Origin of the sequence: Methanosarcina siciliae T4/M (genome assembly GCF_000970085.1) — an archaeon.
GTDB classification, from domain to species: Archaea; Halobacteriota; Methanosarcinia; order Methanosarcinales; family Methanosarcinaceae; genus Methanosarcina; species Methanosarcina siciliae.
Map to the genome: position 1 here is coordinate 430834 of NZ_CP009506.1, position 20983 is coordinate 451816.

The following is a 20983-nucleotide window of genomic DNA, read 5'->3' on the forward strand; positions in this document are numbered from 1 at the left end:
TCTGTATGGTGCAGGGAAAATCCGGATAGTGGTTTGAGTTTTATATTAACTAAAATGGAGTTGGGGGAAGTAGTTTGATTAAGTACCGAAAATTCGGAGTGCTTACTTTAAGCCTGATGATATTATTAGTGTTTGCAGTTTTATGTGGGACTGCCTTATCCGAAGAAAATGATTCGATTGAAGATGTGCCTGACCTGCCGCTCATCCTGTGTGGAGGGCTAAATGTGGATGGAGAACCTGTTTCTGAGGGCTCCGAGATTCTGGCATATTATGACGGAGAGCTGATTGCAAAAAGCACTGTCGGAGAAGAGGGCAAATACAGCCTGAACCTGAATCTCACTTCCGAGAACTACACTAATCTCGGGGATGTGGAACTCTATGTCAATGAAAATAATTCCAGTTTTAAGATCCCTGTCTCTGAAATTGAAGCTGTAAACAAAACTGCCGGGTCGATCTCTGAAATTGATCTTGAAGTTGCAGCTTCCTCTGAGGATAGCGATACGAGTTCGAGCAGTACGAGTTCAAGTGGTAGCGGCGATTCGGTAGGGGAAGTTAAAATTGTGAAAAATTCTGACTATGTGGATTCCGGAGAAAATGGTTCCGAAGAAGACGATTCCGCAGAATATAATTCCACGGAAGATGATTCCACAGAAGAAGGAGACTCTCAGGAAACCAGTTCTGCAGAAGGAGTAACTGAAAGTTCTGTTGGTATGTCCGATCCTGTTTCTCAAGCAGGTGAGGGAGAAACCGAAAGTACCGAAGAATCAGGTTATTCAACATTTTTTACAGGGTTGCTTTTTATTACAGCGCTTCTTGGGGCGTTCTATGTAATTAAAAAGTAATCGGGATAACCGGTTAAACTATGCGGAATTCTCTTTTTCTCTTTTTTATTTTTTTATTTTAAGCTTTCTATACAAACTTATGTATTTTTTCAAACAAGAGAAACTTTTTTATTCTGATCAGTCGTTTATATCTTTGTGCTCAAAAACGCTTGACAACTTATTTGAAATCTAATGGGGGTTCTAACATTAAAGTTCTCGGATTGGTGGGTAGTCCTAAAATCGATGGTAATACTTCAAGACTTGTGAATGCAGTTCTCGAGGGAGCTGCGGAAAAGGGGGCAGAAACCGTAGTTTATAACATTGCTTCTCTTGACATCAAAGGTTGTGATGCCTGCGGCAGGTGCCAGGAACAAGGCTGCTGCGTTATAAATGATGATATGCAGGAACTTTATCGTGAAATCCAGACAGCCGATGTTATTGTACTCGGTTCTCCTGTGTATATGTGGCAGGTGACAGCCCAGACAAAACTCCTTCTTGACCGCATGACAGCTTTCTTAAGGCCAAATTTTTCGAGCAGGCTTGAACATAAAAAACTAATCCTTGTCTTCTCTCAGGGGATTCAGGACAGGGATGCCTTTAAACCGTATTTTGAATATACAGCAGGCCTTCTCTATTATCTGGGCTTTGATGTTCTTGATACACTCATTGCAGCAGGTACGGATAAACTTGAAGTTGCATTCAGGCCCAGGTTGCTGGAGAATGCAAAGGATCTCGGGAGATTAATCTCGGTTTCGAACCTTCCAGGTCTGGAGTATAACAGGATCGAATTAAGCCGGACTCCTTCACTTTAAATTTTTTTACATTTTTTTCAATAAAGACCGGTTTACTTCAAATTTTCTGAGGGAATATTTTATACCTCGGTTAGCCAATCTACTTTATTACTTTTCATTTTCTTTTTCGGAGGAAGATTTTTGACGAAAGTTTTAGGATTAATCGGAAGCCCCAGAGTAGATGGAAATACCACAAAGCTTGTAAATGCAATTCTTGAAGGAGCCGCAGAAAACGGCGCTGAAACAAAGGTCTATAATCTTTCCAGACTGGACCTCAACCCCTGTAAAGGCTGCATGACCTGCAAGATCGATGGTAAATGTGTAATCGATGATGACATGCAGCAGCTTTATGATGAAATCCAGGAAGCTGATGCTGTCGTACTCGGCTCTCCTCTTTACATGTGGGAAGTCACTGCCCAGACAAAACTCTTTATAGACCGTCTGATCGCCTTCATTAATCCGGATTTTTCCACCCGGCTCAAAGGGTCCAAGAAATTCGTCCTCGCCTATACTCAGGGCAACCCCGATCCGAATACCTTCAAACAGTACTTTGATTATATGGAAGGGCTCTTCTCTTTCATCCACCTCGATGTCCGGGGCAGTATAGTCGCGGCCAACACTCACGCTCCTGAAGATATTCTTCAACAGCCGGATATCCTTGAACAAGCAAAAGAAATCGGAAAAAGCCTTTAAAACCGTAAAAACCGATAAACCAGTTAAATCATTTTTTGCTGGGGGAGTTTTTTCTGTGGGAACTCAATTTCCCATCCCCAATTTTTTTGAATTTATCTTTACACGTTATTCTTCACAGGTTATTGAACTCTTCAGGAGACTCCGCAATCCCGCCTGCACCTTTTAAGATCTCCTTTCCTTAACTCTAGCACCATGAACGCGTCAGCCGGCGCGCCTAAGGGTTTTTTTATTCTCCATTTTACCGCCGGTTCAAACCCGAACTTCGGGTAATACTCAGGATGCCCGAGGACTATGACTACCGAATCGTATCCTGGGAGCAGGCAAGCCACGAGTCCTTCTCTTATTAGTGTGCCTCCAATCCCCCGTTTCCGGAACTCAGGCCGGACTGCCACCGGGGAAAGCGAAAGTTCAGGGACAAATTTGGAGTTTTTCCTGAAGTTTTCAACGAGTTTTCCTTCAGCCGGCTGCCCGAAGACAGAGTCGTTTACTTTGCTTATGGCAGGATAGTCGGAGGAAGTTTCGGGGCGGATTTAAAAGGGTATATTTATCTCTTTCTCCCTTTTTATAGCTCTTTTTTCATTCCGGACTAATGTCCTCTTAATTAGCAGGATTTATATGTCTGATATATTCATTTAAATAAAGTTTAAGGACCTCAGTTTGACCCTCGTCTCAATTTTATCCTTCCCCCCGAAAAATGATATAAAACGGAGCCCCCATTCATGATCCCTCTTTTAAGTGCAGGAAAAATCGCTCTTGGGAGCATTAAAAGTGCAAAGATGCGTTCAACCCTTACCGTGCTTGGAATCGTTATCGGAGTTGCGGCTGTAATTGCCAATGTGTCCCTCGGGGCAAGCTTCAACCAGCACTTTACAAATGAGGTCTCGAACCTCGGCTCAAATTTCATTTACATTCAGGGGATGCAGCCAAAGCTCTTCTATGATAACCAGCTGAAGATTATGGAAAATACGCCGGGGATTTCCGGGGTTTCGCCTTTGAAGTCTCAGACTGCCGAAGTCACATACATGTCCGAGACCAAAAGCATCATGGTAAGCGGGGTAGGAGAAGCTTATGACGAGGTTGCAAATACCAGTCTGGGGAAAGGCACTTTTATCAATGACAACGACGGGTATGTTGCAATTATCGGGCATGACATTGCAAACGAGAAGTTCGGCAGGAACCTTTCGGTCCGTAACTCCATAGATATAACCTTCAGGATAGGAGAAGACGAAAAAATCACAAAAACCTTCAAAGTCAAGGGGATAATCAGGAACCCGGAAAATACCATGGTCCAGGCATACAACGATAACGAAGCCATCCTGATCCCCATTGATGTCATGAACGAGATTCTTGGTGAAAAGGACTATGGAGGGGTTTTTGCAATGGCTGAAGACCCTGCAGCAATCCAGGAGACTTCGGATGAGGTTGACCGGCGGCTTGCCCGGAGCTTCGGGATTTCCGAAAGGGAGCTTGACGACAAGGATTCCCGGCCTTACATGCTCGTTAACCAGGCTGAGATTTTAGAGCAGACCGATATGATGGCAGCAGCCCTCAGTTCTTTTCTGACAGCAGTTGCCCTGATTTCCCTTCTTGTAGGGTCCATCGGCATTATGAACATCATGCTCGTAAGCGTTACCGAAAGGACAAGGGAGATAGGAGTGCTCAAATCCCTCGGCTTCACAGGGTTTGACATCCTTTTTCTTTTCATGGTCGAGTCAATCCTGCTTGGAGTCTTCGGGGGCATTCTCGGAGGAGCTGTCGGAATTGCAGGCGCATACAGCGTGGAAAGCCTTCTCAACCTGCCTGTGGTCTTTCCGTTAAGCCTGATAGTCGCCGGATTTGTTGTTGCTGTTGTTGTCGGGTTCGTCTCCGGGGTCTATCCCGCAAGAAAAGCTGCAAAAATGAAGCCTGTGGACTCACTCAGATACGAATAAGATTCCTTTCCTTTCAAATTCTTTTACCTGATATCGAGTAATTGAAAAAGGAGCTTGAAAACTATCAGGGAAAGAACAAAAAGCCCAAGTCCGATCTGGATAAGGACTTTCCCCCGTTCAAAAGGGTCACTTCTGGCTTTCACTGCTCCATAAATCAGTTTCCCCAGGCCGGGTCCTGTAGGGAATATAAGAGGCCAGACGTAAGCCCAGCTTTCCACGTCTCCTGTTCTGTACTGGTAGAAGAGGATCAGGCCTAACATGTTAAGCGTCCAGCCGAAAGAAGCAATCCACTCTCCAGTATCTCCCTCGGTTTCCAGGGAAGTAGCAAAGATATACGTTCCTGAGACAATAAGATAAAATGGAAGAGTAAATTTTCCCAGGGAAATATTCATGGAAACTACAAGGGCAAACATAAACACAAGAAGAAAAAATAAAAGGGCTGCTACTATTATGCTATGGTCTTTTCTTTTCCCCCGGTTTTCCTCCATGGCCCCCCGACTCACGAGTTTTTATTCCTGCAATTCAGTTCGGTTGAATAGGCATTACACTATTCTTTATATTTCTTCGGCATATAATAATCTAATAATCTCTTTGGCATATAATAATCTAATAATCTCTTTGGCATATAATAATCTAATAATCTCTAATAGTACACAATGTCCTTCCTGCAGGAAAAGCCAGGCTTTTTTCCTGGCCTGAAGGGTGATAGTCTTTTACGGCATAATTGAGTTATGTGCATAAAGGGGGTTTGTAACTGGCACAGAACAAAATCGAGAAGTCCGAAGAGGAGTGGAAAAAGGTTCTCACTCCTGAGCAATATCATGTTTTGAGGCAGAAAGGCACGGAAAAGCCCTTTTCCGGCAACCTATACTACAATAAAGAAAAAGGGGTCTATACCTGTGCTGCCTGTGGGCAGGAGCTTTTTTCGTCCGATACCAAATTCGAATCCGGAACCGGCTGGCCAAGTTTCTATGATGTTATTTCCAGTGACAAAGTCAGGCTTAAGGAAGACAACAGCTATTTCATGAACAGGGTCGAAGTGATCTGTTCCCGCTGCGGAAGCCATCTCGGGCATGTTTTTGAAGACGGGCCTTCCCCATCCGGCAAACGTTACTGCATCAATTCCGTTTCTCTCGGTTTCAAGATGGAAGAAGAAGCAGGAAAGGAAGAGGAGTAATAGATGGGGTAATAGGCGAAATAGGAAGAAAAGAGCAGCGATGGAAACAGTAAGAGGAATAGTAAGAAAAGAAGTAATAGAAATACTAAGAGAAAAAATTGAGTAAAATCCGGATTATACGCAGGGAACTGGAATTTCGAATTAGTTTTCGATCCGGTTAAAGGGGGTCCTGGTAAGTTTGAATCTGACGAAAAGGCAGGTCGAAATTGGTGGGTTTTTAGTTTTTTTGTTTTTTTACCTTGTTTTTTTCAACCTGGTATTCCGCTTTAAAAGTCCTGGTTACCCTATTTACGCCCCGGGGACTCTTATCTTTGCTTTCCTTGGATTCTGGCTGGGGGGCTATCTCTACGATAAATATCTGGGGCGAAAACCCGGATGAAAAAGAGCGACATACCAATGTTTCAATCCGGGCACGTTTATCTTACTATGTTTATACTGATTATCTATATAGAAACTTGGACAAGCTTGGATTTCTCACAATATTTATTAAGAAGCATAACAATCTCCTGCACAGATGTTAAAAGCAATCATTTTTGATGTGGACGGGGTCCTTGTCGACTCCATGCGTTTTCAGGCTGAGGCCTGGGTTAAGACTCTCGAAGAAGTGGGTGTTACCGTCAGCAGGGAAGACATTTACGAGCTTGAGGGTTCAAATAATTTAGGGCTGATCAAATTGGTCTTTGAGAAGGCAGGAAAAGAGCCTGAACCCTGGCACTATGAGCAGTTGCCTGTAAAAAAACGTGAAGTTCTCGAGTTTGACCGCATAAAACCCTTTGAAGGCATGCCTTCGTGTCTCAATCAATTAAAACGACATTTCAGGCTTGCAATGGTTTCGGGGTCGAACTTTGATATCGTCAGTACATTTGCAAATTCTTTCTTCCCGGACTGCTTTGAGGTCATTGTCACCGGGGGCGACCTTGAGCGCGGAAAACCCTGTCCTGACCCGTACCTTAAGGCGCTTGAAAAACTCGATCTGGCAACGAATGAGTGCATTGTAGTTGAAAATGCCCCTCTTGGAATTACTGCCGCCAAAAGAGCCGGGCTTTACTGTGTAGCGGTTGCAAGTATGCTTTCCCCTGAAAAGGTGAAGCATGCTGACATTGTGTTCGAAAACCATGCTGTACTGCTTGATTACCTGAAAAGCCTCATACCCGGGGAGTCTCACACCTGATGAGTCTCGTCCCGAATGGGGCTCTTCTTTTCTGAGAATCCGGTCTTTATTTCCCGGGAATCATCTTTTTCAGGAAAGTTTTCAGGAGGCTTTTTTCCCTATTTCTTTTTCCAGTAGTTTTCTTATCGCTTTTGGCCCGTCCAGTTCCCCGGAAAGACGCTGAAGTCTCTCTACTTTGTTTCTATATGCCTCATCTTCAAGGACTTCCCTTATACATTCAAGAATGACCTCGGGAGGAGTTGAGTAACTTAGCCTTCTTCCATAGCCCTCCTCCTCCACCACTGCAGCATTACTCTCCTGTTCGCTGTGTCCCTCGTCCGGAAATGAAAGGATGGGAACCCCTAAGCTTAAAGCCTCCATAATTGTGCTGTGCCCGCCGGGAGCTATTACGGCATCCGAACTCTTGATGTAAGGATAGGTATCTTCAACAAAGCTGAGAATTTGAACGTTTTTCGGGATTTTCCCGAGTTTTGAGGGGGCAAGGGAAGGGCCTGAAATGAGCGTATAGTTAATTCCCGGGTCGAACATGGCAGTTGTGAGCACTTTTCTGAATATCGGTTCCCTGTACCCGAAGCCTCCTACCAGGGATACAACATGAGGTTTTTCCAGAGGGATGCTGTCTATATCTTCATATTTCTCCCTTACAAGAGGGCCGCTGTAAAACAGCTTTTCCCGGAGCCCGGGGGTAAAATTCAGATTTTTTCTGCAAACTGTGTAGGGCAGGGGATAGTCAGGAATAATTATTTTATCGGTTTTTTCAAAGACTTCTTTGTAGAACTTCTTTGTCAGCTTCCCAATTATCCGAACAGGGACTCCCCTGTTCTTGAAAAATTCTTCCATATTCGACTGGTTAATTATCAGATATACGGGAAGTTTAAGGACCATTGCGGCAAGAGTCCCCAGGTAGTAACTGTCCGAAACCACCACATCCGGTTTGAAGTCCCTGAGCAGTTTGAGGACCTTCGGGCCTCCGAGAAGCTGGGCACTTTTGAGGGTTGCTTCGATCGACCCTGTCAAATCTAGCCCCCCTGCCTTTCCGACCAGTTTTATTTCCGAGGGGATTTCCTGAGTCGTATACCCTGTCTTTTCGATCAGGTCTTTTGACTCACCTTTCAAAGATGAGTGATTTTCCGTTATCCTCTGGCTTTGTTTGTGTATGCCTAATAAAAGAATAATCCTGCCAATAACGATTTTGTTAATATGGCAGGTATTTTTCCATGTTTAGAAAAGAAAATAACGATGCTTGTTTTGTGTCCATTTCTTCCACAATAATTTTGCTTTTTTTGGACTCTTTTTCCTGAACTACCGCAATCTTGATCTCAGACAGTTTTTCAATGAGCTTTTTCAAAGAGAAACCGTACATTTTGGTCTCCCATGCCAGGTATCTGTAGAAAAGTAGGCCAACCATAGCCAAAAACACATGAACTCTAATGTTTTCATCCTTGTGATGATATACTGGTCCTACAGGAACAAGTAAGTGATCATTCAACAGTTTAAAATCATCTTCAACAAGATTCTTACTGTTATATGTTTTCACTATCTTTTTAGTTTGCCACTTTTGCTTATCCGTAAATAGGACGTTCTTCCCAAACGTCTTTTCGCACTTTTTTTCGTTTTCTTCATCAATCCAGAACTTTAACTGAGGTTTTTTCTTCCCTTCCAGAGCATCAATTATTTCATATTTTATAACGCTATTGTATTTTTTCAGAATAATTCCTGCAACCTCACGTTCTACGCTGCTCCTGTTTCTTTCTTTTCCTTTACTGCTTTCTAATCTTCTCTGGAGATCCTCCAAACTATCAATTATTCTTGATTTGTTTGTTTCATAAGTGCTCTTTTGAAGCTTGTAAGTTCCTTCGTTGTAGGTTATTACGGTCGTATATTCTGCTCCGTAAAACTGGTGTTTTGTTCTGTATCCAAAAATTTTGTTACCTTTCGAATTCTTGTATAAACACTCATATTTGGAAAGCGGAACATCGAGAAGCTCCTCGGCTTGATTTGTTTTTACAGATCCTACAAAACTCATTTTTGAGGTTACCTTTTCAATGTTATCTTTTGAGTTGTTACCCTTATCGAAAACAAGAACAAGATCTTCAGAACAGATATTTAATTCAGTCAGTCTGTTTATGATTTTATCTACTATGCCTGAAAATTCTTCAGAGTCATGAACATTTCCAGGATATGTTTCATGAATAAAAGGTATGTTATCCTCGTTTACAGCTAGCGAAACACATATTTGATTTTTGTCTTTCCTATGCTTTTTGTTATATCCTTTATGAAGCAGTTCGCTCTCGTCATCATAATTGTTAGCATACGTAAACCAGTTTGATTCATCCACAAACATTATTGATGGAGTAAATCCCTTTCCTACAAGAACTCTGCAAAGATCGTCTTCAATCTTTTTCATAGTATCCAAGTCGACATAATTCATTTGGTTCAGAAAATTCTGACAATTTAACTTGTGCGGGAATTTCCACATGAAAGCTAAAGGGGATTTTTTGAACCACTCTTCAATCCCGTTTTCACTTAAAACGCCGTGACTTTTTCCGATTACATCAAGTAAGAGGTATTCTCCAACACTCAATCCATCTATTAATTTTTTGTCAGTATGCTTGTTAACTATGTCAATGAATCCAAGTTCTTCATTCACATGAAGAAGTGCGGCAAGCTTGCCGTAATCAAAGGATCTAAGTTTATCATAGGGCAATGATTCACATTGCCTTTTCATCTCAAGTATTTTTTCTGCGCTACCCAGATAAACCTGAAAAATGGTTTTTACCTTTCCATCAACTCTGGCAGATTCTACTATATACCAGTAAGGTTTCCCATTGACGAGTTTCTTTCTTAAAAATACCATAGTATTGATTATGATCTACCTATATAAATAACTTTTTGAAATAAACAATATCAATAGACTTTTTAAAGTGAATTTAAGACTTAGGATCTACAAATAAAAAATTTGCAAAAGGTCAGCTGATATTGTTTTTTAGAGAAAATTGAGGTTAAAATCGCGTTTCTTTGAAACTTCAGTTTGAATAGCCGTAAGCCCCGAATTTGATCTCATGCCCCGCAGCCAGAAGTTCTTTTCCCAGCGCAAGGCAGCGGCTGGTGTGGCCAAGCCCTTCTCCGCATATAAAAATCATTATTTTCATCCTTTATCCCTCGTTTTTCAGGATGTGTTTATTTCTATTTGCTTTTTCTCCCGGACTTCAGGTTTCTTCCTTTGAGTTTTCTTCCCCTGCAGGCCTTTCTCCAAACTTCTCTTCAAGAAGTTTCCTGACAGCTGCAGGTCCGTCCAGCACTTCGGCAAGTTCCATCAGCCTTCGGGTTTTTCTCCTGTAATTTTCATCTTCCAGGACTTCCCGGATACAGGCAAGGATAACTTCCGGGTGCGTAAGGTAACTCATCCGTTTCCCGTATCCTGCTTCTTCGAGCACGGTGGCATTATTTTCCTGCTCCGTATGCTTTTCGTCCGGGAAGGAAAGCACGGGAAGCCCGAAGGCAAGGCTTTCCATAATAGTGCCGTGCCCTCCGGCAGTAATTACCAGGTCCGAGCCTCTGTAATAAGGAAAGGGGTTATCCGTAAATCCCGTAAATTCAACGTTTTCAGGGATTTCAGGAAACTGTTTGGGGACTATCTCTGGGCCTGCAATAAAAGTATAGTGGATGTCAGGGTCGAGTTTTGCAGCCTCAAGGACCTTCCGAAAAATAGCTGCCCTGTACCCGAAGGCTCCTATTGTTGAGAGGACATTCGGATGCCGGAGAGTTTTTGCCTCGACTTCCCCGTACCTGCTCCGGATAAGGGGACCACTGAAAAAGATATTCTCATTGAGCGCTCTTGAGATTGTGAAATTTCTACGATTTACGGAATAAGGGAGCGGGTAGTCAGGGACTATTATCCCGTCAACGCTGCTGAAGATGTAATTGTAAAACTTTCTGACAAGCTTTCCTGCCGCATCTAAAAGAGGTCCCCTTTTCTGAAAAAACTCTTCCATATTGAACTGGTGCCCTATAAAGTAAACAGGGACTTTTCTTGACCTTGCCGCAAGGACACCTGAGTAGTACCCGTCCGAAAGGACAACGTCAGGGTCAAGGGCTTCGATCAGCTTAAGAAGCTTCCTGAATCCTGCAGGAGAAAGGTTTCTCAGGGTTTCTTTGACGGACTTTCCGATTTCAAAGGTTCCGGTCTCACCTCTCAGCCTTATTTCCGGCCGGATCTCCCATGCCGAATAGCCTGTTTTTTCCACAAGTTCCTTCGAGTAACCATAAGCTCCGAAGTGCACCTCATGCTCCGCAGCCAGAAGTTCTTTTCCCAGCGCAAGGCAGCGGCTTGTGTGCCCGAGCCCTTCTCCACATATAAACAGCAAGATTTTCACACTTCTGTCTCCCTTCCTCGCAGTAAACTGTAACACTAAATATCTTTCTTGAGTTTAACTCTTGCCTGCAGAGTTGCAGAGTTGTAATTATCTCAAAAATAGTAGCTTCAAAAATAGTAGCTTCAAAAATAGTAACTTCAAAAATAGTAGCTTCAAAAAAGGTTTGCATATCTAAAAAAATATAAAGAAGAAATTTGAGGCAAAATTCATTTAAAAGGAAGTAACATGGGAAGAAGATTTTTATTAGCTCCTTACTGATGGCATGCTTTTTGGTCTGTTCGTATGCTTTTTGATCTGTTCGTATATTCCGGTTGTTCTTTTTTGATCCCACGCTACTAATTAGTAGATATTCATTCCATATATATATACTTTCTCTTTTTCTATGTAATATCATTCTAGATATGTTATTATTTTTTGAAAACTATATTTTTTATTTTTCTATTCCTCCGATTTTTAGGATATATCAGGTAAGAAATACTGGCCTTAAATTAAGTTTTTTACAAAAAGAAGGTTTTATTTACTTTAAATTTCTTTTAACCTTTTTATTTTTCATATTTTCATTCAAAACAAAAAAATAGTGCCTTCAAGCTTCATCATTCTCTTCTTCTCTCCCTGTTTCTTTCGGCTTAATCTTTTTTTCTCCCTTTTTTCCCTCCCAGTTCCTCTTCTTTTTTTTGTCTGATCTTTCCTATATCTATTTATCAACAATTTATTTTTAATTAATATATGTATTATCAAAAAAAATATATTCTTTAGCGAAATCTCTTTATATTTCCCCCTCCTTCTTTTAACTGGATAAGAATTTCTTGAATATTTCGCACCGAAAAAATATCCGAATAAAATGGTCGTGCGTATTTATGCGAGGAAAAACCGGAAACAATTCCAGAACAACTGTAAGCTCTGAGCTTGCAGAAACTCTGCTTCAGGAGGGATGGAAAAAGGTGGATCTGCACGTGCACTCATCCTGTTCCTATGATGTCCCTCCCGCAAAGGCAATGCACCCTTCGGTTCTTTTTGAAAAAGCAATAGCTAAAGGGCTTGATTACGTGACCTTTACCGACCATGATACTGTCGAAGCATATGACCTGCTTGGCTGGGACAGGGAAGGGCTGGTGCCGGGGGTCGAGATTTCGATTAAAGACCCTGAGTACATAGGGCATACCCTTCACGTTAATGTTTTTGAACTCGATTCCGAAGAGTTCCGAGAGCTTGAGGTAATTGCAAACCAGGAACATGACTTCAAAAGCTTTATCCGCTACCTCAGGGTTCACGACCTCCCGCATATTTATAATCACCCCTTCTGGTTTGCCATAGGAGACAGGCCCAACCTCCGGGCTGTGCCTGAACTCATAAAGCAGTTTCCTGTTGTCGAATTCAACATGCAGGACTTAACGGAAAAAAACCTGATAACGGCTGCACTTGCCCGGAAATACGGAAAAGGGCTTGCTGCCACTACGGACAGTCATACAGGAGGCATGGGGGCCGTCTATACGCTCGCAAAGGGCGATTCTTTCAGAGAATATTTTGATAACATCAAAAACGGCAGGTCCTATATGGTAATTGAGGGGGGAGCCAGGCGGCACCTTACAAAAGAACTGAATGCCTGGGTCGAACTGGTCTTTTCCATGGACCGGAATGCAGGGAAAGATGCGGGTTTCACCACAAATGTGAAGACTTTTGACAGGCTGATAGGTTTCTTTGCAAACGGAAAGATAAGGGAGTTCCCCAGGATTAACGGGCTTGCGATGAGATTTTTCCGGAACTTTTCCCGCTCGGGACTTCCTGCTTATATGTACATGAGGGCTGAAAAGCCTCTGGTTTCCAGAATAGAAAAAGTAGTCAGTTTGACGGCATGAAATTAGTGGGGAAAAGGGGTGAAGTTTAAGAAAAAAGAAAAAGAGAACTGAGGGCTTAGAAGCCGTAGTTCTCGGGGAGGAAGACCTTAACTTCACTCTTGTACTTTGTGAGACAGTCGTCCATGAACTTGTCCATGTCGTCCGTGAGGGAGTCAAGGGATGCCTTTGCGTCTGCAAGGGCGTTGGTTTCGAACCTGGAGAGCTCGAGCTTGCCGGCTGCACCTTCGCTGACGATGTCGCAGCATGCGATTGCAGCGTTCTTTGCTCTGAGGTAGATGTCTTCTCCGTCCTTAACAATTGCTTCGCCGACCTTGTATGCGTTGTCGTAGGCGAGGACATATCCCTGCGGGTCTCTGTACCTGTCGGAGAGCATGAAGAGGTCTCTGAGAACTTTCTCGTTCTTGGTTTCAAGAGCGGTGTTCATGAGGGTGCAGTCGTATGCAAGGGTCTCGGACCAGCACTGAACAGTTGTACCGCCGAATTCACCGTGGTATTCGACAGACTCGTTGGACCAGCAGTCACAGCACTGCATAATGAGGTTACCCAGTACGTCAGAGTGAGCGCAGGTGGAAGTCTTACCTTCCTGGGTCATTGGCATACCTGTGATGGCTTTGATAATGATGTTTTCATAGCCGCAGTCCTTACCCGGACCTTTTGCACCGCATTCGTATGCCACAAGGGACCTGGGGGCAGAGATTGCTCTTGCGAGGATTGCAAGGGTGTGTGCGAGGTTCTTGTCAAGCAGACCGCCGCCGATGAACATTGCGGTGTTTGCCTGGGCACAGTCGGTGTCTCCGGCTGCAACAGTGCCGGTCTTCTGTGCAATTGCGGCGATGTCGGACCAGATCATTTCCATGTCAATGGAACCGAGGCAGCCAATTGCGTAGAGCATACCAGCGACGTCGTTTCTGAGAACTGCATAGTCGAATACTTCCTTACCACCCATGGATTCAACGGACAGAAGGTCAGCACCGGCTTTGGCACATTCTTCGAAGGCTTCGAGGAAGACAGAGTACTTGTCGCCTCTGAGCTGGAGGAAGTCCCTGTTTTCACGGATGTCACCGATGGTGTGGCGGAGGGCGCACTTTATGCCGTATTCATCGTGGTATTCTTCCATGATGGTCTTCTGGGCGTGTGCGACTTCTGCTCCCCAGGAGGGGTTGTTGGACATCTGCTGAACGTGTTCGGTTTCAAGGATAACTGCAGGGAAACCGACTTGGACCATTCTACCCATAATGTCGGTGGTGATCCTCTCGTATTCCTTTATGAGTTTTTCTTTGGATGCACCGGCTTCAGGTCTGGGGGCATAGTTAACTTCGGGAATTGTGTAGCCTGCACCGATTTCGAGGCCAAGGCCTGCCTTTACGGGGTGCTTGGATACGCCGAAGGTCATTTCGTCTGCGCTTGCGTATGCCATCTTAGTGAATCTTGTTGCTGCCATTTAACTCACCTCAGTGCTTGTGGAATTTGTCTCTTAATGCTGCGATATCTGTGGTACCTGCAATGATTGCGTCAGCAATCTTGGGGGCGTCAGCGGCTTCTTCACCGTACACACCGAGTGTATACTGGGATACGAAGTCCTGGTTAACTGCTCCGCCACCGCATGCGAATGGAAGCTTGTATCCTTTCTCAAGGAGTTTGTCGTTAACTTCCTTGAATGCATACATGGTGGTGGTCATGAGTGCAGTACCTGTGACCATTATCGGGTTGTTTTCAGCAACTGCTTTGACAACATCATCCACAGGGACGTCCCTTCCGAGGTCAACTACATCGTAGCCGTTTGCTCTGAGGAGGGCGGTAACGATGTTCTTACCGATGTCGTGAACGTCACCTTCTGCGACGTGGCAGACAACAGTTCCCTTTGTTACAGGGGCAGTTTCAGAGTTTTCCTTACAGAATTCGATACCGTCAAGCATGGCGTCAGCAGACATCATGACGTTGGGGAGGAAAATTATACCTTCATCGTAGAGATTGGTGACAACGCCCATACCGACCATGAGGGCATCGTCGATGAGTGCAATTGGGTCCTTGCCTGCATCCATTGCAGCCTGGAGACCCTCGATCACATCATCTTCTTCTCCTTCGAAGATGGCTTTTGCGATCGGGTAGATAAGTTCGTCTTTAGGATAAAGCTCTTCTGCGGCATCTTCTGGCGTCATTGCCTTTTCCAGAGCCACATTGTACCTGGTTAATACCTTTTTCAGACTTGCCTCTGTAAAGTCCAACATATTTCTAAACCTCCATTTAGATCAAACAAAAAGCCATTACCATTCCGGCTCTGCAGTTTCCGGGTGAATAAGGCCTGGAATGCTCCGGTTTTGCCTTTGTAAAGTATTTTTCTTTCTGCGGTAGACCTGAAAAGTATCTGACGTTTATGTGTTTGAGGGTCTAAATTTCAGATATCTTCAGTACAATACCGATGGAAGAATTTCTTTCTCCTGTTACCGAAACTTTTCCTTTTTTTATAAAATCTCATGCCTGCATGCCGACATGTGTTTACAGCATAATTAGGGGAAATCATCACATATACCATAACCGACGGAAATTTTTTCCTGATTTTTATAGGTCAACACGGCGTCTGAAATTTTGAGGGCGCGGAGGGGCTTCTTTCCTTTGAATTTTTTAAACCTTCTTTTCTCGATAATAGAACTCTAAATTTTTGAGGCAAATCATGCAAATTTTCTTTGATATTTTTTGAGATGCTTTCGTTTTCAACATTTATATTTTTTTTGAACAATGTCTTTATTCAGATCAAGCGGATAAAAAATTTCAATGTTCAGATTTGCCATCTCAGTTCACATATATATATTTTAGAATTAGTATGTATGTAATTCAGGTTCTTTTATCCGTCGAATGATCTTGTTTTTACTTCTATTCTGCATCACTCTTCAACTGTTGGAGTAAAATTGATTAGAGTATTTAGCGTTTTAAATTATTCATCCAAACTCTTTTATATAAATCCATATATCAGTAATCTCTAATATATGGCGCAAACTCTTCCTCCTATTAAGGCCGTATATGGCCCGAGTGTAACTCAAATCTTTACTCGCTCCAATGCGAACATTTTTCCTTCCCGTATAATGCAGATTATCCTATATTTTAAAGAAAAAAGAGATAGGAATGGTTTGAATGCAATCTGAGTTAATAGATGTAGTATTTCGTTCTCAGAAAAGAAGAGACCTCCTCTTACTGCTGGGAGAAGAACCCCGCACAATGGAGGATATTAAAGTCCTCCTTGATGTTTCTCCCACGGCTATTTTGCCCCAGATCAAGAGGCTTACGGACAGTAACCTTGTTATTCAAAAAAATGGCAACTACGAATTGACAGATCTGGGAGAGCAGGTCTTCAAAAAAGCCAGGGCCCTTGTTGATGTCCTCACCCTGCTAGAAAAAGATAACTACTGGATTGAACACGACCTGGGAGGAATTCCCCCGTACCTACTTGATAGGATAGGGGATATTAAGGACTGCAATCTGGTTAAAGCCGATCCCAGCCAGATTTTCGAGCCCAATACCGAGCTTCTGGAATACTTCGCTTCTTCTCGCTACCTGATGATGTTTTCATCCTTCTACAGGCCGGAGTTCCTCCCCCTCTATTCAAAGCTTGGAAGGCTTGAGTCAGAGGTTTCCCTTATATTCACGGAATCGGTACTTGAAAAGTTCCTGTATAACTATGAAAAGAAAATAAGAAGATTTGCCGCAATGGACAATACCGAACTTTTTGCCTGTAAGGATGGCGTAAAAATTGCCGAACTTATCGTCTCGGATCGTGGGATGATGATTTCTCTCTTTGACAGCCAGGGCAGGTTCTACCATGAATATATGTACTGTTCCGAATCCCAGGCTATTTCCTGGGCAAAAGAGTTATTTGATTTTTATAAATCAAGGGCATTAAAAGTCGATGGCGAGACGAGTCTTGACAGTTTTACATGTACGTCCGAACACGGAGCTTTTTCAGAATCTCTTCTCTTAAGCCTCCACTGAATTATGCCAGTACGTTAACAGGTTTAATACAGGCTTGAGGCTTTTCCCAAAATACGCAAGGAAATTGAGATTAGCCGGGGCAACAGGGGTTCTTCAAGTGCTGGAAATTATTCCGGACAGTTTGAATATTCCGACTCAAACTTCAGTAACTTCAACCTCAGTAACTCAGGATAAATAATAAATACCTTATTTAATCTAAACTCCATCCGGAAGGAGGCCGAATAGAATGAGTATGGAACTGCAGTTAATAGATACTATTTTCTTTTCAGATAAACGAAAAAATTTGCTTTTATTCCTTAAGAACGGGCCAAAAACGATTGAAGAGATCAAGACTGAGCTTGAAGTCAGTTCCAGCCCTATTATGGCTCAGATCCGTATCCTGCTCAAAGAAGGGCTGCTGGCGCAGAAAGAGAACAGTTACGAGCTTTCCGTAAAAGGGAAACTTATAGTCCCCAAAATGGAACCTCTCCTCTCCACATTCCGGCTCTTTGATGAAAACCATGATTACTGGGCAAGGCAGAACCTCCTCACTCTTCCCACCCACCTGCTTGACCGGATAGGGGATCTCGGCAGCTGTATGGAGCTTGTGCCTGACAGGATTCATATTTTTGATTACCCTCCTGAAATAATGGATCCTCTCTACAGGTCAAAAACAGTAATGGAAGTCTCTTCTTTTTTCCGCCCCGGGTATCCGGGCCTCTACCTTGACCTTGCGAATAAAGGTATTGAAGTTTCTCTTGTTCTCGAAAAACCCATCTACCGAAAAATGGTCTCCGATTACAGACCGGAAGTCGAAGAGTTCCTTAACCTGGAAAATGCGCAGATCTTTGTCTGTGAAAATAAAATCGAACTTGCGTCCAGCCTTGTTACGGACCGCTTTATCTCTCTGTCCATGATCTCCAAGGACGGAAGGTACTATAACCATGAAATGGTGAGCTTTGAGAAAAGCGCCATTGAATGGGGACAGGAACTTTACAACTATTACAGGGACATGGCCGAGCAGGTCACACAGGTCTGAGCAGGCTGTAATATTTCTTTTTTTCTTTCCCTAAAATTAAAGTATCCTTAAACTCAATTTTCTTTCCCTAAAATTAAAGTATCCTTAAACCGGAGTTTTCTCTAACCATGATAAAGCGCGGTCTGCCTCCGATTCTTGACGAAAACACCGAAATCATGATTCTGGGGTCTCTTCCGAGTGATGAGTCCATCCGTAAGCAGCAGTACTATGGAAACCCGGGCAACGATTTCTGGAGGCTTGTCGGAAACGCTATCGGAGAATCTCTTCAGGGCATGGCTTACGAAAAAAGACTTGAAACCCTTAAGTGCAACAGAATAGGGCTCTGGGATGTGTTTAAAGCCGGAAACCGGGCCGGAAGCCAGGACTCAAAGATCGGGGACGAAGAAATAAATGATTTTTCAGGCCTGAAAGAAGTGGTCCCGAAGCTCAGGCTTATCTGTTTCAATGGCAGAAAAGCCGGAGAATATGAAACTCTCCTGAGAGGAATGGGATATGAAACAAAGGTTCTACCCTCTTCAAGCGGGGCTAACCGGAGATTTTCAAAAAATAGGGAATCGGAGTGGGAGGCTGTTTTCAGGCATTAAAACCTGACACTTCCTCAAGTCCACTCTTTCTCATGTTAGTGATTTTAACTCACGGTTCAGAATACAAATTAATCCTTATATGTTTAAAGCTGTATATTTTTGATTTTTCCGGTTTATTCTTACTTCCGATTTATTCTACTTTTATAGCCCCTACCGGGCAGGCTTCTTCGCAGGCTCCGCAGTCCACGCATTCGTCTTCGTCCACAACCGCACAACCCGCGTCCTCATCGATAATGATTGCTTCTACAGGGCACTCTTCCACACAGGTTCCGCATGCTGTACATTCTTCTTTGTTGACTTTTGCTGGCATTAGTTTTCAACTCCTCTTTTCGTTTTTCTGTTTTGTTCTGTCAGATCAGTGCTTTAAACATTACTTTAGAAGTATGGCAAGTATAGGTTTCAGGTAAATCCTGGTCCTTTTTTTATTTATCTATTTTTATATATAAAAATTTACTCCTGCTCGTTTCCATCTCATTTTTGTTTTTTGTCCCTGTTCACTCTCCGATGATCCTGTCTGCTCCAAGCCTGTCCAGAATCTCAAGCAGCTTTTTTTTGCGTTTGTTTACTTTCTTTATCTCCGAAAGATAGGCTTCCCAGGCTTCCTTTTTCCCGCTGGCTTCAAGTGTTTCCTTTACTTTCCGGAGGTAAGGGAATGCCTCTTCGTATGAGCTTACTTTTGTTTCGGAAATCAACTTTTCTGCACGTTTTTTCCAGATATCAAGCGCGATTTCCGGATATTTCACTTTGACGGTGTTTGCAATTTGATTTTCAGAGATTGAAAGCCAGTGACTTTCGGCTTCTGCTCCACTCTTCTTAAGTTCTTCATACCAGTAAACCACTTCTTCAGGGTCTTCTTCCTGAATTGCTATTTCTATTAAAAGATCAAAGGCGGGAGTTTCTATCTTCTGTATGGAACCAGCTTCCAAAAGACCTGTTTTCGGTAGAATGCCTGGAAGAATTGAAAGCTCTTCTTTACCTGAGATTTCTTCCTTACTTTTGGCTTTGTCAGCTTTAGCCTGACCTGCCGGCAGTTCCCCTGTTTTCAGATATTTGAGGGCAGCTTCCCGTACCTCCTTCCAGACTCCCACTTTTCTAGCGCCTTTTTGCATTCCGGGATAACTGGCCGTATAAGGAGCCCTGAAAAACTTTTCTGCTTCAAGGGCAGTTGCAAAAAGCCAGTTTTTTTCTTCTTCCTTTAGCTCAATCAGGGTCCGGAAGAGCTGGCGGGCAGTTCCTGGTTGGTATTCTCTGGTTTTTTTGATTCCCCTGTAAATCCATTTTTCTGCTTTCTTTTTCTCTCCAGAGTCGAGCAGCAGCTCTATCAGCCGGATGTAATTACCTGTTTTTTCGGCTTCGTGTTCACAGGTAGGTATTATCTCTTCGGGAAGCCCGGCTTTTCCAAAGGAATCAATCAGCCTGTCAACTACATAGTCCCTCTGCCAGGGTGGGCTGTAGAGAGAGTTTTTTTCTCTTTTGCTTCATTAAGCTTAACTTTCAGGACTTCTGCAAAGAGCTTCCATTCTTCAGAAGTATAATCCCCTTCCCAGAAAGCGTGTTCATTAAGAATATTGTAGTTATCTCTAAGCTCAATTTCAAGCATATAGAGCATTTTCTCGTGGGTAGGCAGGGATGACCGGGACAGGGCTTCAAACACGACGTCCATGCAGAAGGCTATTTTTGTTCCGATCTCTCCTTTTTCGTCATATTCTGCTATTTTTTCGTACCTGTCCATCAGCTCTTTTCCGATATCAAGCAGTTCATCGGAGTCTCCGGAATCGAGCAGGCTTTCCAGCCCTATCCGCACATCCGGAAAGTCAGGCACATCAATTTCATAATTTTCATAAGCAAAATACTCGGTTTCTTTCAGAAGCTCGTCAAGTTCGGAATCTGCCTCTCCTATAATTTCTCCCACATCTTCTGCTGCAACTACATTTTCTGCTGCAAGGTTCTGCCGGTCTCTAAGGTACCTGCCGAGAAGAGCATCTTTTTCTGCAAACGCCACAAGTATTTCGATTAATTCTTTTTTTGTTAGCTGCTCCAGGTATTCGCTGAGAGCTCTGGCTGAGAATTCTCCAGCTCCTTTGAGAGGTGGTTCAGCTTCTGTGTATTCCTTTCTAGTTCTCGCAACTAACGGGGCTTCTCCAAAAATTACAGGAACCTCTTCTCCATACTCTGCGAGTTCCAGGTACTCCAGTACGGCTGCAACCCCATGTTTGCAGTCGTGCCCTACAGGGCAGGTGCAGACTGAGCTCAATTTTCCATTTTCCAGAAAGATTTCCGTGAAATATTCTTTTGTTCCTTCTACCCGGGCTACAAGGCTGCCCTCCGGGGTTCGTTTCAGCTCTTTTATCCGCCCTTCCTCCTGGTACTTTATCCCTTTTTCAGTAGCTTTCCCTCCTGCCCAATCCTCCAGGTCTCCCCACCTTAGCTCTTTGAAGGGGTCAACATCCTTATTTTCCGATGGCATAAACTATTATTTCGATATTGTCATATAAAAATAGGAATTACGGGCCGGTTTTATGGATCAGGGTTCTGAAAGGAAGTCCAGAAATGGACTTGTTTTGTCCTGGATATTCTTTTT

The 20983-nt window shown here is 43.3% G+C and carries 23 protein-coding genes and 1 pseudogene; 11 read left to right on the forward strand and 13 right to left on the reverse strand.

Going from position 1 to position 20983, the window contains the following annotated elements; genetic code table 11:
• Window positions 1-74: 74 nt before the first annotated feature.
• From MSSIT_RS01960 to MSSIT_RS01970, 3 genes are all read left to right on the forward strand, one after another.
• Window positions 75-842 (forward strand): hypothetical protein, encoded by a 768-nt coding sequence (locus MSSIT_RS01960; RefSeq protein WP_048169561.1) that lies wholly within the window; start codon window positions 75-77, stop codon window positions 840-842.
• Window positions 843-1003: 161 nt separating this feature from the next.
• Complete coding sequence (locus MSSIT_RS01965; protein ID WP_269430140.1) at window positions 1004-1633, forward strand: flavodoxin family protein; 630 nt, start codon at window positions 1004-1006, stop codon at window positions 1631-1633.
• A gap of 120 nt (window positions 1634-1753) precedes the next feature.
• Window positions 1754-2305: a flavodoxin family protein gene (locus MSSIT_RS01970; protein WP_048169563.1), complete on the forward strand. Its 552-nt coding sequence runs from the start codon at window positions 1754-1756 to the stop codon at window positions 2303-2305.
• 131 nt (window positions 2306-2436) lie between these two features.
• On the opposite strand, the gene MSSIT_RS23900 is transcribed toward MSSIT_RS01970, so the two are convergent.
• Window positions 2437-2634 carry a hypothetical protein gene (locus MSSIT_RS23900; RefSeq protein ID WP_197080324.1) on the reverse strand — a complete coding sequence of 66 codons (198 nt, stop codon included), beginning with the start codon at window positions 2632-2634 and terminating at the stop codon, window positions 2437-2439.
• A gap of 390 nt (window positions 2635-3024) precedes the next feature.
• Here MSSIT_RS23900 and MSSIT_RS01980 point away from each other — a divergent pair, with 390 nt between their 5' ends.
• Complete coding sequence (locus tag MSSIT_RS01980; protein WP_048169567.1) at window positions 3025-4236, forward strand: ABC transporter permease; 1212 nt, start codon at window positions 3025-3027, stop codon at window positions 4234-4236.
• Between the two features lie 23 nt (window positions 4237-4259).
• On the opposite strand, the gene MSSIT_RS01985 is transcribed toward MSSIT_RS01980, so the two are convergent.
• Window positions 4260-4724 carry a hypothetical protein gene (locus MSSIT_RS01985; protein WP_048169568.1) on the reverse strand — a complete coding sequence of 155 codons (465 nt, stop codon included), beginning with the start codon at window positions 4722-4724 and terminating at the stop codon, window positions 4260-4262.
• A gap of 266 nt (window positions 4725-4990) precedes the next feature.
• Between MSSIT_RS01985 and msrB the strand changes: the two genes are divergently transcribed.
• The 3 genes from msrB to MSSIT_RS02000 all read left to right on the forward strand — a co-directional run bounded on the left by msrB (window position 4991) and on the right by MSSIT_RS02000 (window position 6584).
• The gene (msrB, locus tag MSSIT_RS01990) at window positions 4991-5413 is read left to right on the forward strand and encodes a peptide-methionine (R)-S-oxide reductase MsrB (protein ID WP_048169570.1); all 423 of its coding nucleotides are present in this window, start codon (window positions 4991-4993) and stop codon (window positions 5411-5413) included.
• Between the two features lie 178 nt (window positions 5414-5591).
• On the forward strand, window positions 5592-5792 hold the full coding sequence (locus tag MSSIT_RS01995; RefSeq protein WP_231590353.1) for a hypothetical protein: 201 nt from the start codon (window positions 5592-5594) through the stop codon (window positions 5790-5792).
• Window positions 5793-5927: 135 nt separating this feature from the next.
• Window positions 5928-6584: an HAD family hydrolase gene (locus tag MSSIT_RS02000; protein WP_048169573.1), complete on the forward strand. Its 657-nt coding sequence runs from the start codon at window positions 5928-5930 to the stop codon at window positions 6582-6584.
• A gap of 81 nt (window positions 6585-6665) precedes the next feature.
• On the opposite strand, the gene MSSIT_RS02005 is transcribed toward MSSIT_RS02000, so the two are convergent.
• From MSSIT_RS02005 to MSSIT_RS22750, 6 genes and pseudogenes are all read right to left on the reverse strand, one after another.
• A complete protein-coding gene (locus MSSIT_RS02005; RefSeq protein WP_394296907.1) occupies window positions 6666-7784 on the reverse strand; it encodes a UDP-N-acetylglucosamine--N-acetylmuramyl-(pentapeptide) pyrophosphoryl-undecaprenol N-acetylglucosamine transferase in 1119 nt (372 codons plus the stop codon).
• Window positions 7780-9441 carry an IS1634 family transposase gene (locus MSSIT_RS02010; RefSeq protein WP_048169579.1) on the reverse strand — a complete coding sequence of 554 codons (1662 nt, stop codon included), beginning with the start codon at window positions 9439-9441 and terminating at the stop codon, window positions 7780-7782. The genes MSSIT_RS02005 and MSSIT_RS02010 overlap by 5 nt, the downstream gene beginning before the upstream one ends.
• A 175-nt stretch (window positions 9442-9616) precedes the next feature.
• Window positions 9617-9736 (reverse strand): annotated as a pseudogene (locus MSSIT_RS22745) (UDP-N-acetylglucosamine--N-acetylmuramyl-(pentapeptide) pyrophosphoryl-undecaprenol N-acetylglucosamine transferase); the annotation flags it as partial.
• 57 nt (window positions 9737-9793) lie between these two features.
• On the reverse strand, window positions 9794-10960 hold the full coding sequence (locus tag MSSIT_RS02015; RefSeq protein ID WP_048169582.1) for a UDP-N-acetylglucosamine--N-acetylmuramyl-(pentapeptide) pyrophosphoryl-undecaprenol N-acetylglucosamine transferase: 1167 nt from the start codon (window positions 10958-10960) through the stop codon (window positions 9794-9796).
• Window positions 10869-11354, reverse strand: coding sequence for a hypothetical protein (locus MSSIT_RS23905; RefSeq protein ID WP_197080325.1), 486 nt, complete (start codon window positions 11352-11354; stop codon window positions 10869-10871). The genes MSSIT_RS02015 and MSSIT_RS23905 overlap by 92 nt, the downstream gene beginning before the upstream one ends.
• 167 nt (window positions 11355-11521) lie before the next feature.
• Window positions 11522-11698: a hypothetical protein gene (locus MSSIT_RS22750; RefSeq protein WP_156158768.1), complete on the reverse strand. Its 177-nt coding sequence runs from the start codon at window positions 11696-11698 to the stop codon at window positions 11522-11524.
• A 119-nt stretch (window positions 11699-11817) separates the two neighbouring features.
• Between MSSIT_RS22750 and MSSIT_RS02020 the strand changes: the two genes are divergently transcribed.
• On the forward strand, window positions 11818-12816 hold the full coding sequence (locus tag MSSIT_RS02020) for a PHP domain-containing protein (RefSeq protein ID WP_082088845.1): 999 nt from the start codon (window positions 11818-11820) through the stop codon (window positions 12814-12816).
• 55 nt (window positions 12817-12871) lie between these two features.
• On the opposite strand, the gene mtaB is transcribed toward MSSIT_RS02020, so the two are convergent.
• Together mtaB and mtaC are read right to left on the reverse strand one after the other, a co-directional pair.
• Entirely contained in the window at window positions 12872-14257 is a 1386-nt protein-coding gene (gene mtaB / locus MSSIT_RS02025) for a methanol--corrinoid protein co-methyltransferase MtaB (RefSeq protein ID WP_048169584.1), read from the reverse strand.
• Window positions 14258-14267: 10 nt separating this feature from the next.
• Window positions 14268-15044 carry a methanol--corrinoid protein MtaC gene (gene mtaC, locus MSSIT_RS02030; protein ID WP_048169586.1) on the reverse strand — a complete coding sequence of 259 codons (777 nt, stop codon included), beginning with the start codon at window positions 15042-15044 and terminating at the stop codon, window positions 14268-14270.
• A gap of 901 nt (window positions 15045-15945) precedes the next feature.
• Between mtaC and MSSIT_RS02035 the strand changes: the two genes are divergently transcribed.
• The 3 genes from MSSIT_RS02035 (at window position 15946) to MSSIT_RS02045 (ending at window position 18402) form a co-directional block, all read left to right on the forward strand.
• Window positions 15946-16800, forward strand: coding sequence for a helix-turn-helix transcriptional regulator (locus MSSIT_RS02035; protein ID WP_048169588.1), 855 nt, complete (start codon window positions 15946-15948; stop codon window positions 16798-16800).
• A 226-nt stretch (window positions 16801-17026) separates the two neighbouring features.
• Window positions 17027-17818 (forward strand): helix-turn-helix transcriptional regulator, encoded by a 792-nt coding sequence (locus tag MSSIT_RS02040; RefSeq protein WP_048169591.1) that lies wholly within the window; start codon window positions 17027-17029, stop codon window positions 17816-17818.
• A 107-nt stretch (window positions 17819-17925) separates the two neighbouring features.
• Window positions 17926-18402, forward strand: coding sequence for a DNA-deoxyinosine glycosylase (locus tag MSSIT_RS02045; RefSeq protein WP_052721477.1), 477 nt, complete (start codon window positions 17926-17928; stop codon window positions 18400-18402).
• Between the two features lie 130 nt (window positions 18403-18532).
• Here the strand turns inward: MSSIT_RS02045 and MSSIT_RS02050 are convergent, their stop codons facing one another.
• From MSSIT_RS02050 to MSSIT_RS24450, 3 genes are all read right to left on the reverse strand, one after another.
• Window positions 18533-18712, reverse strand: coding sequence for a 4Fe-4S binding protein (locus tag MSSIT_RS02050; protein WP_048169593.1), 180 nt, complete (start codon window positions 18710-18712; stop codon window positions 18533-18535).
• A 184-nt stretch (window positions 18713-18896) separates the two neighbouring features.
• Complete coding sequence (locus MSSIT_RS24445) at window positions 18897-19511, reverse strand: hypothetical protein (protein WP_231590362.1); 615 nt, start codon at window positions 19509-19511, stop codon at window positions 18897-18899.
• 314 nt (window positions 19512-19825) lie between these two features.
• Window positions 19826-20869, reverse strand: coding sequence for an SWIM zinc finger family protein (locus tag MSSIT_RS24450; RefSeq protein ID WP_231590364.1), 1044 nt, complete (start codon window positions 20867-20869; stop codon window positions 19826-19828).
• Window positions 20870-20983 lie beyond the last annotated feature (114 nt).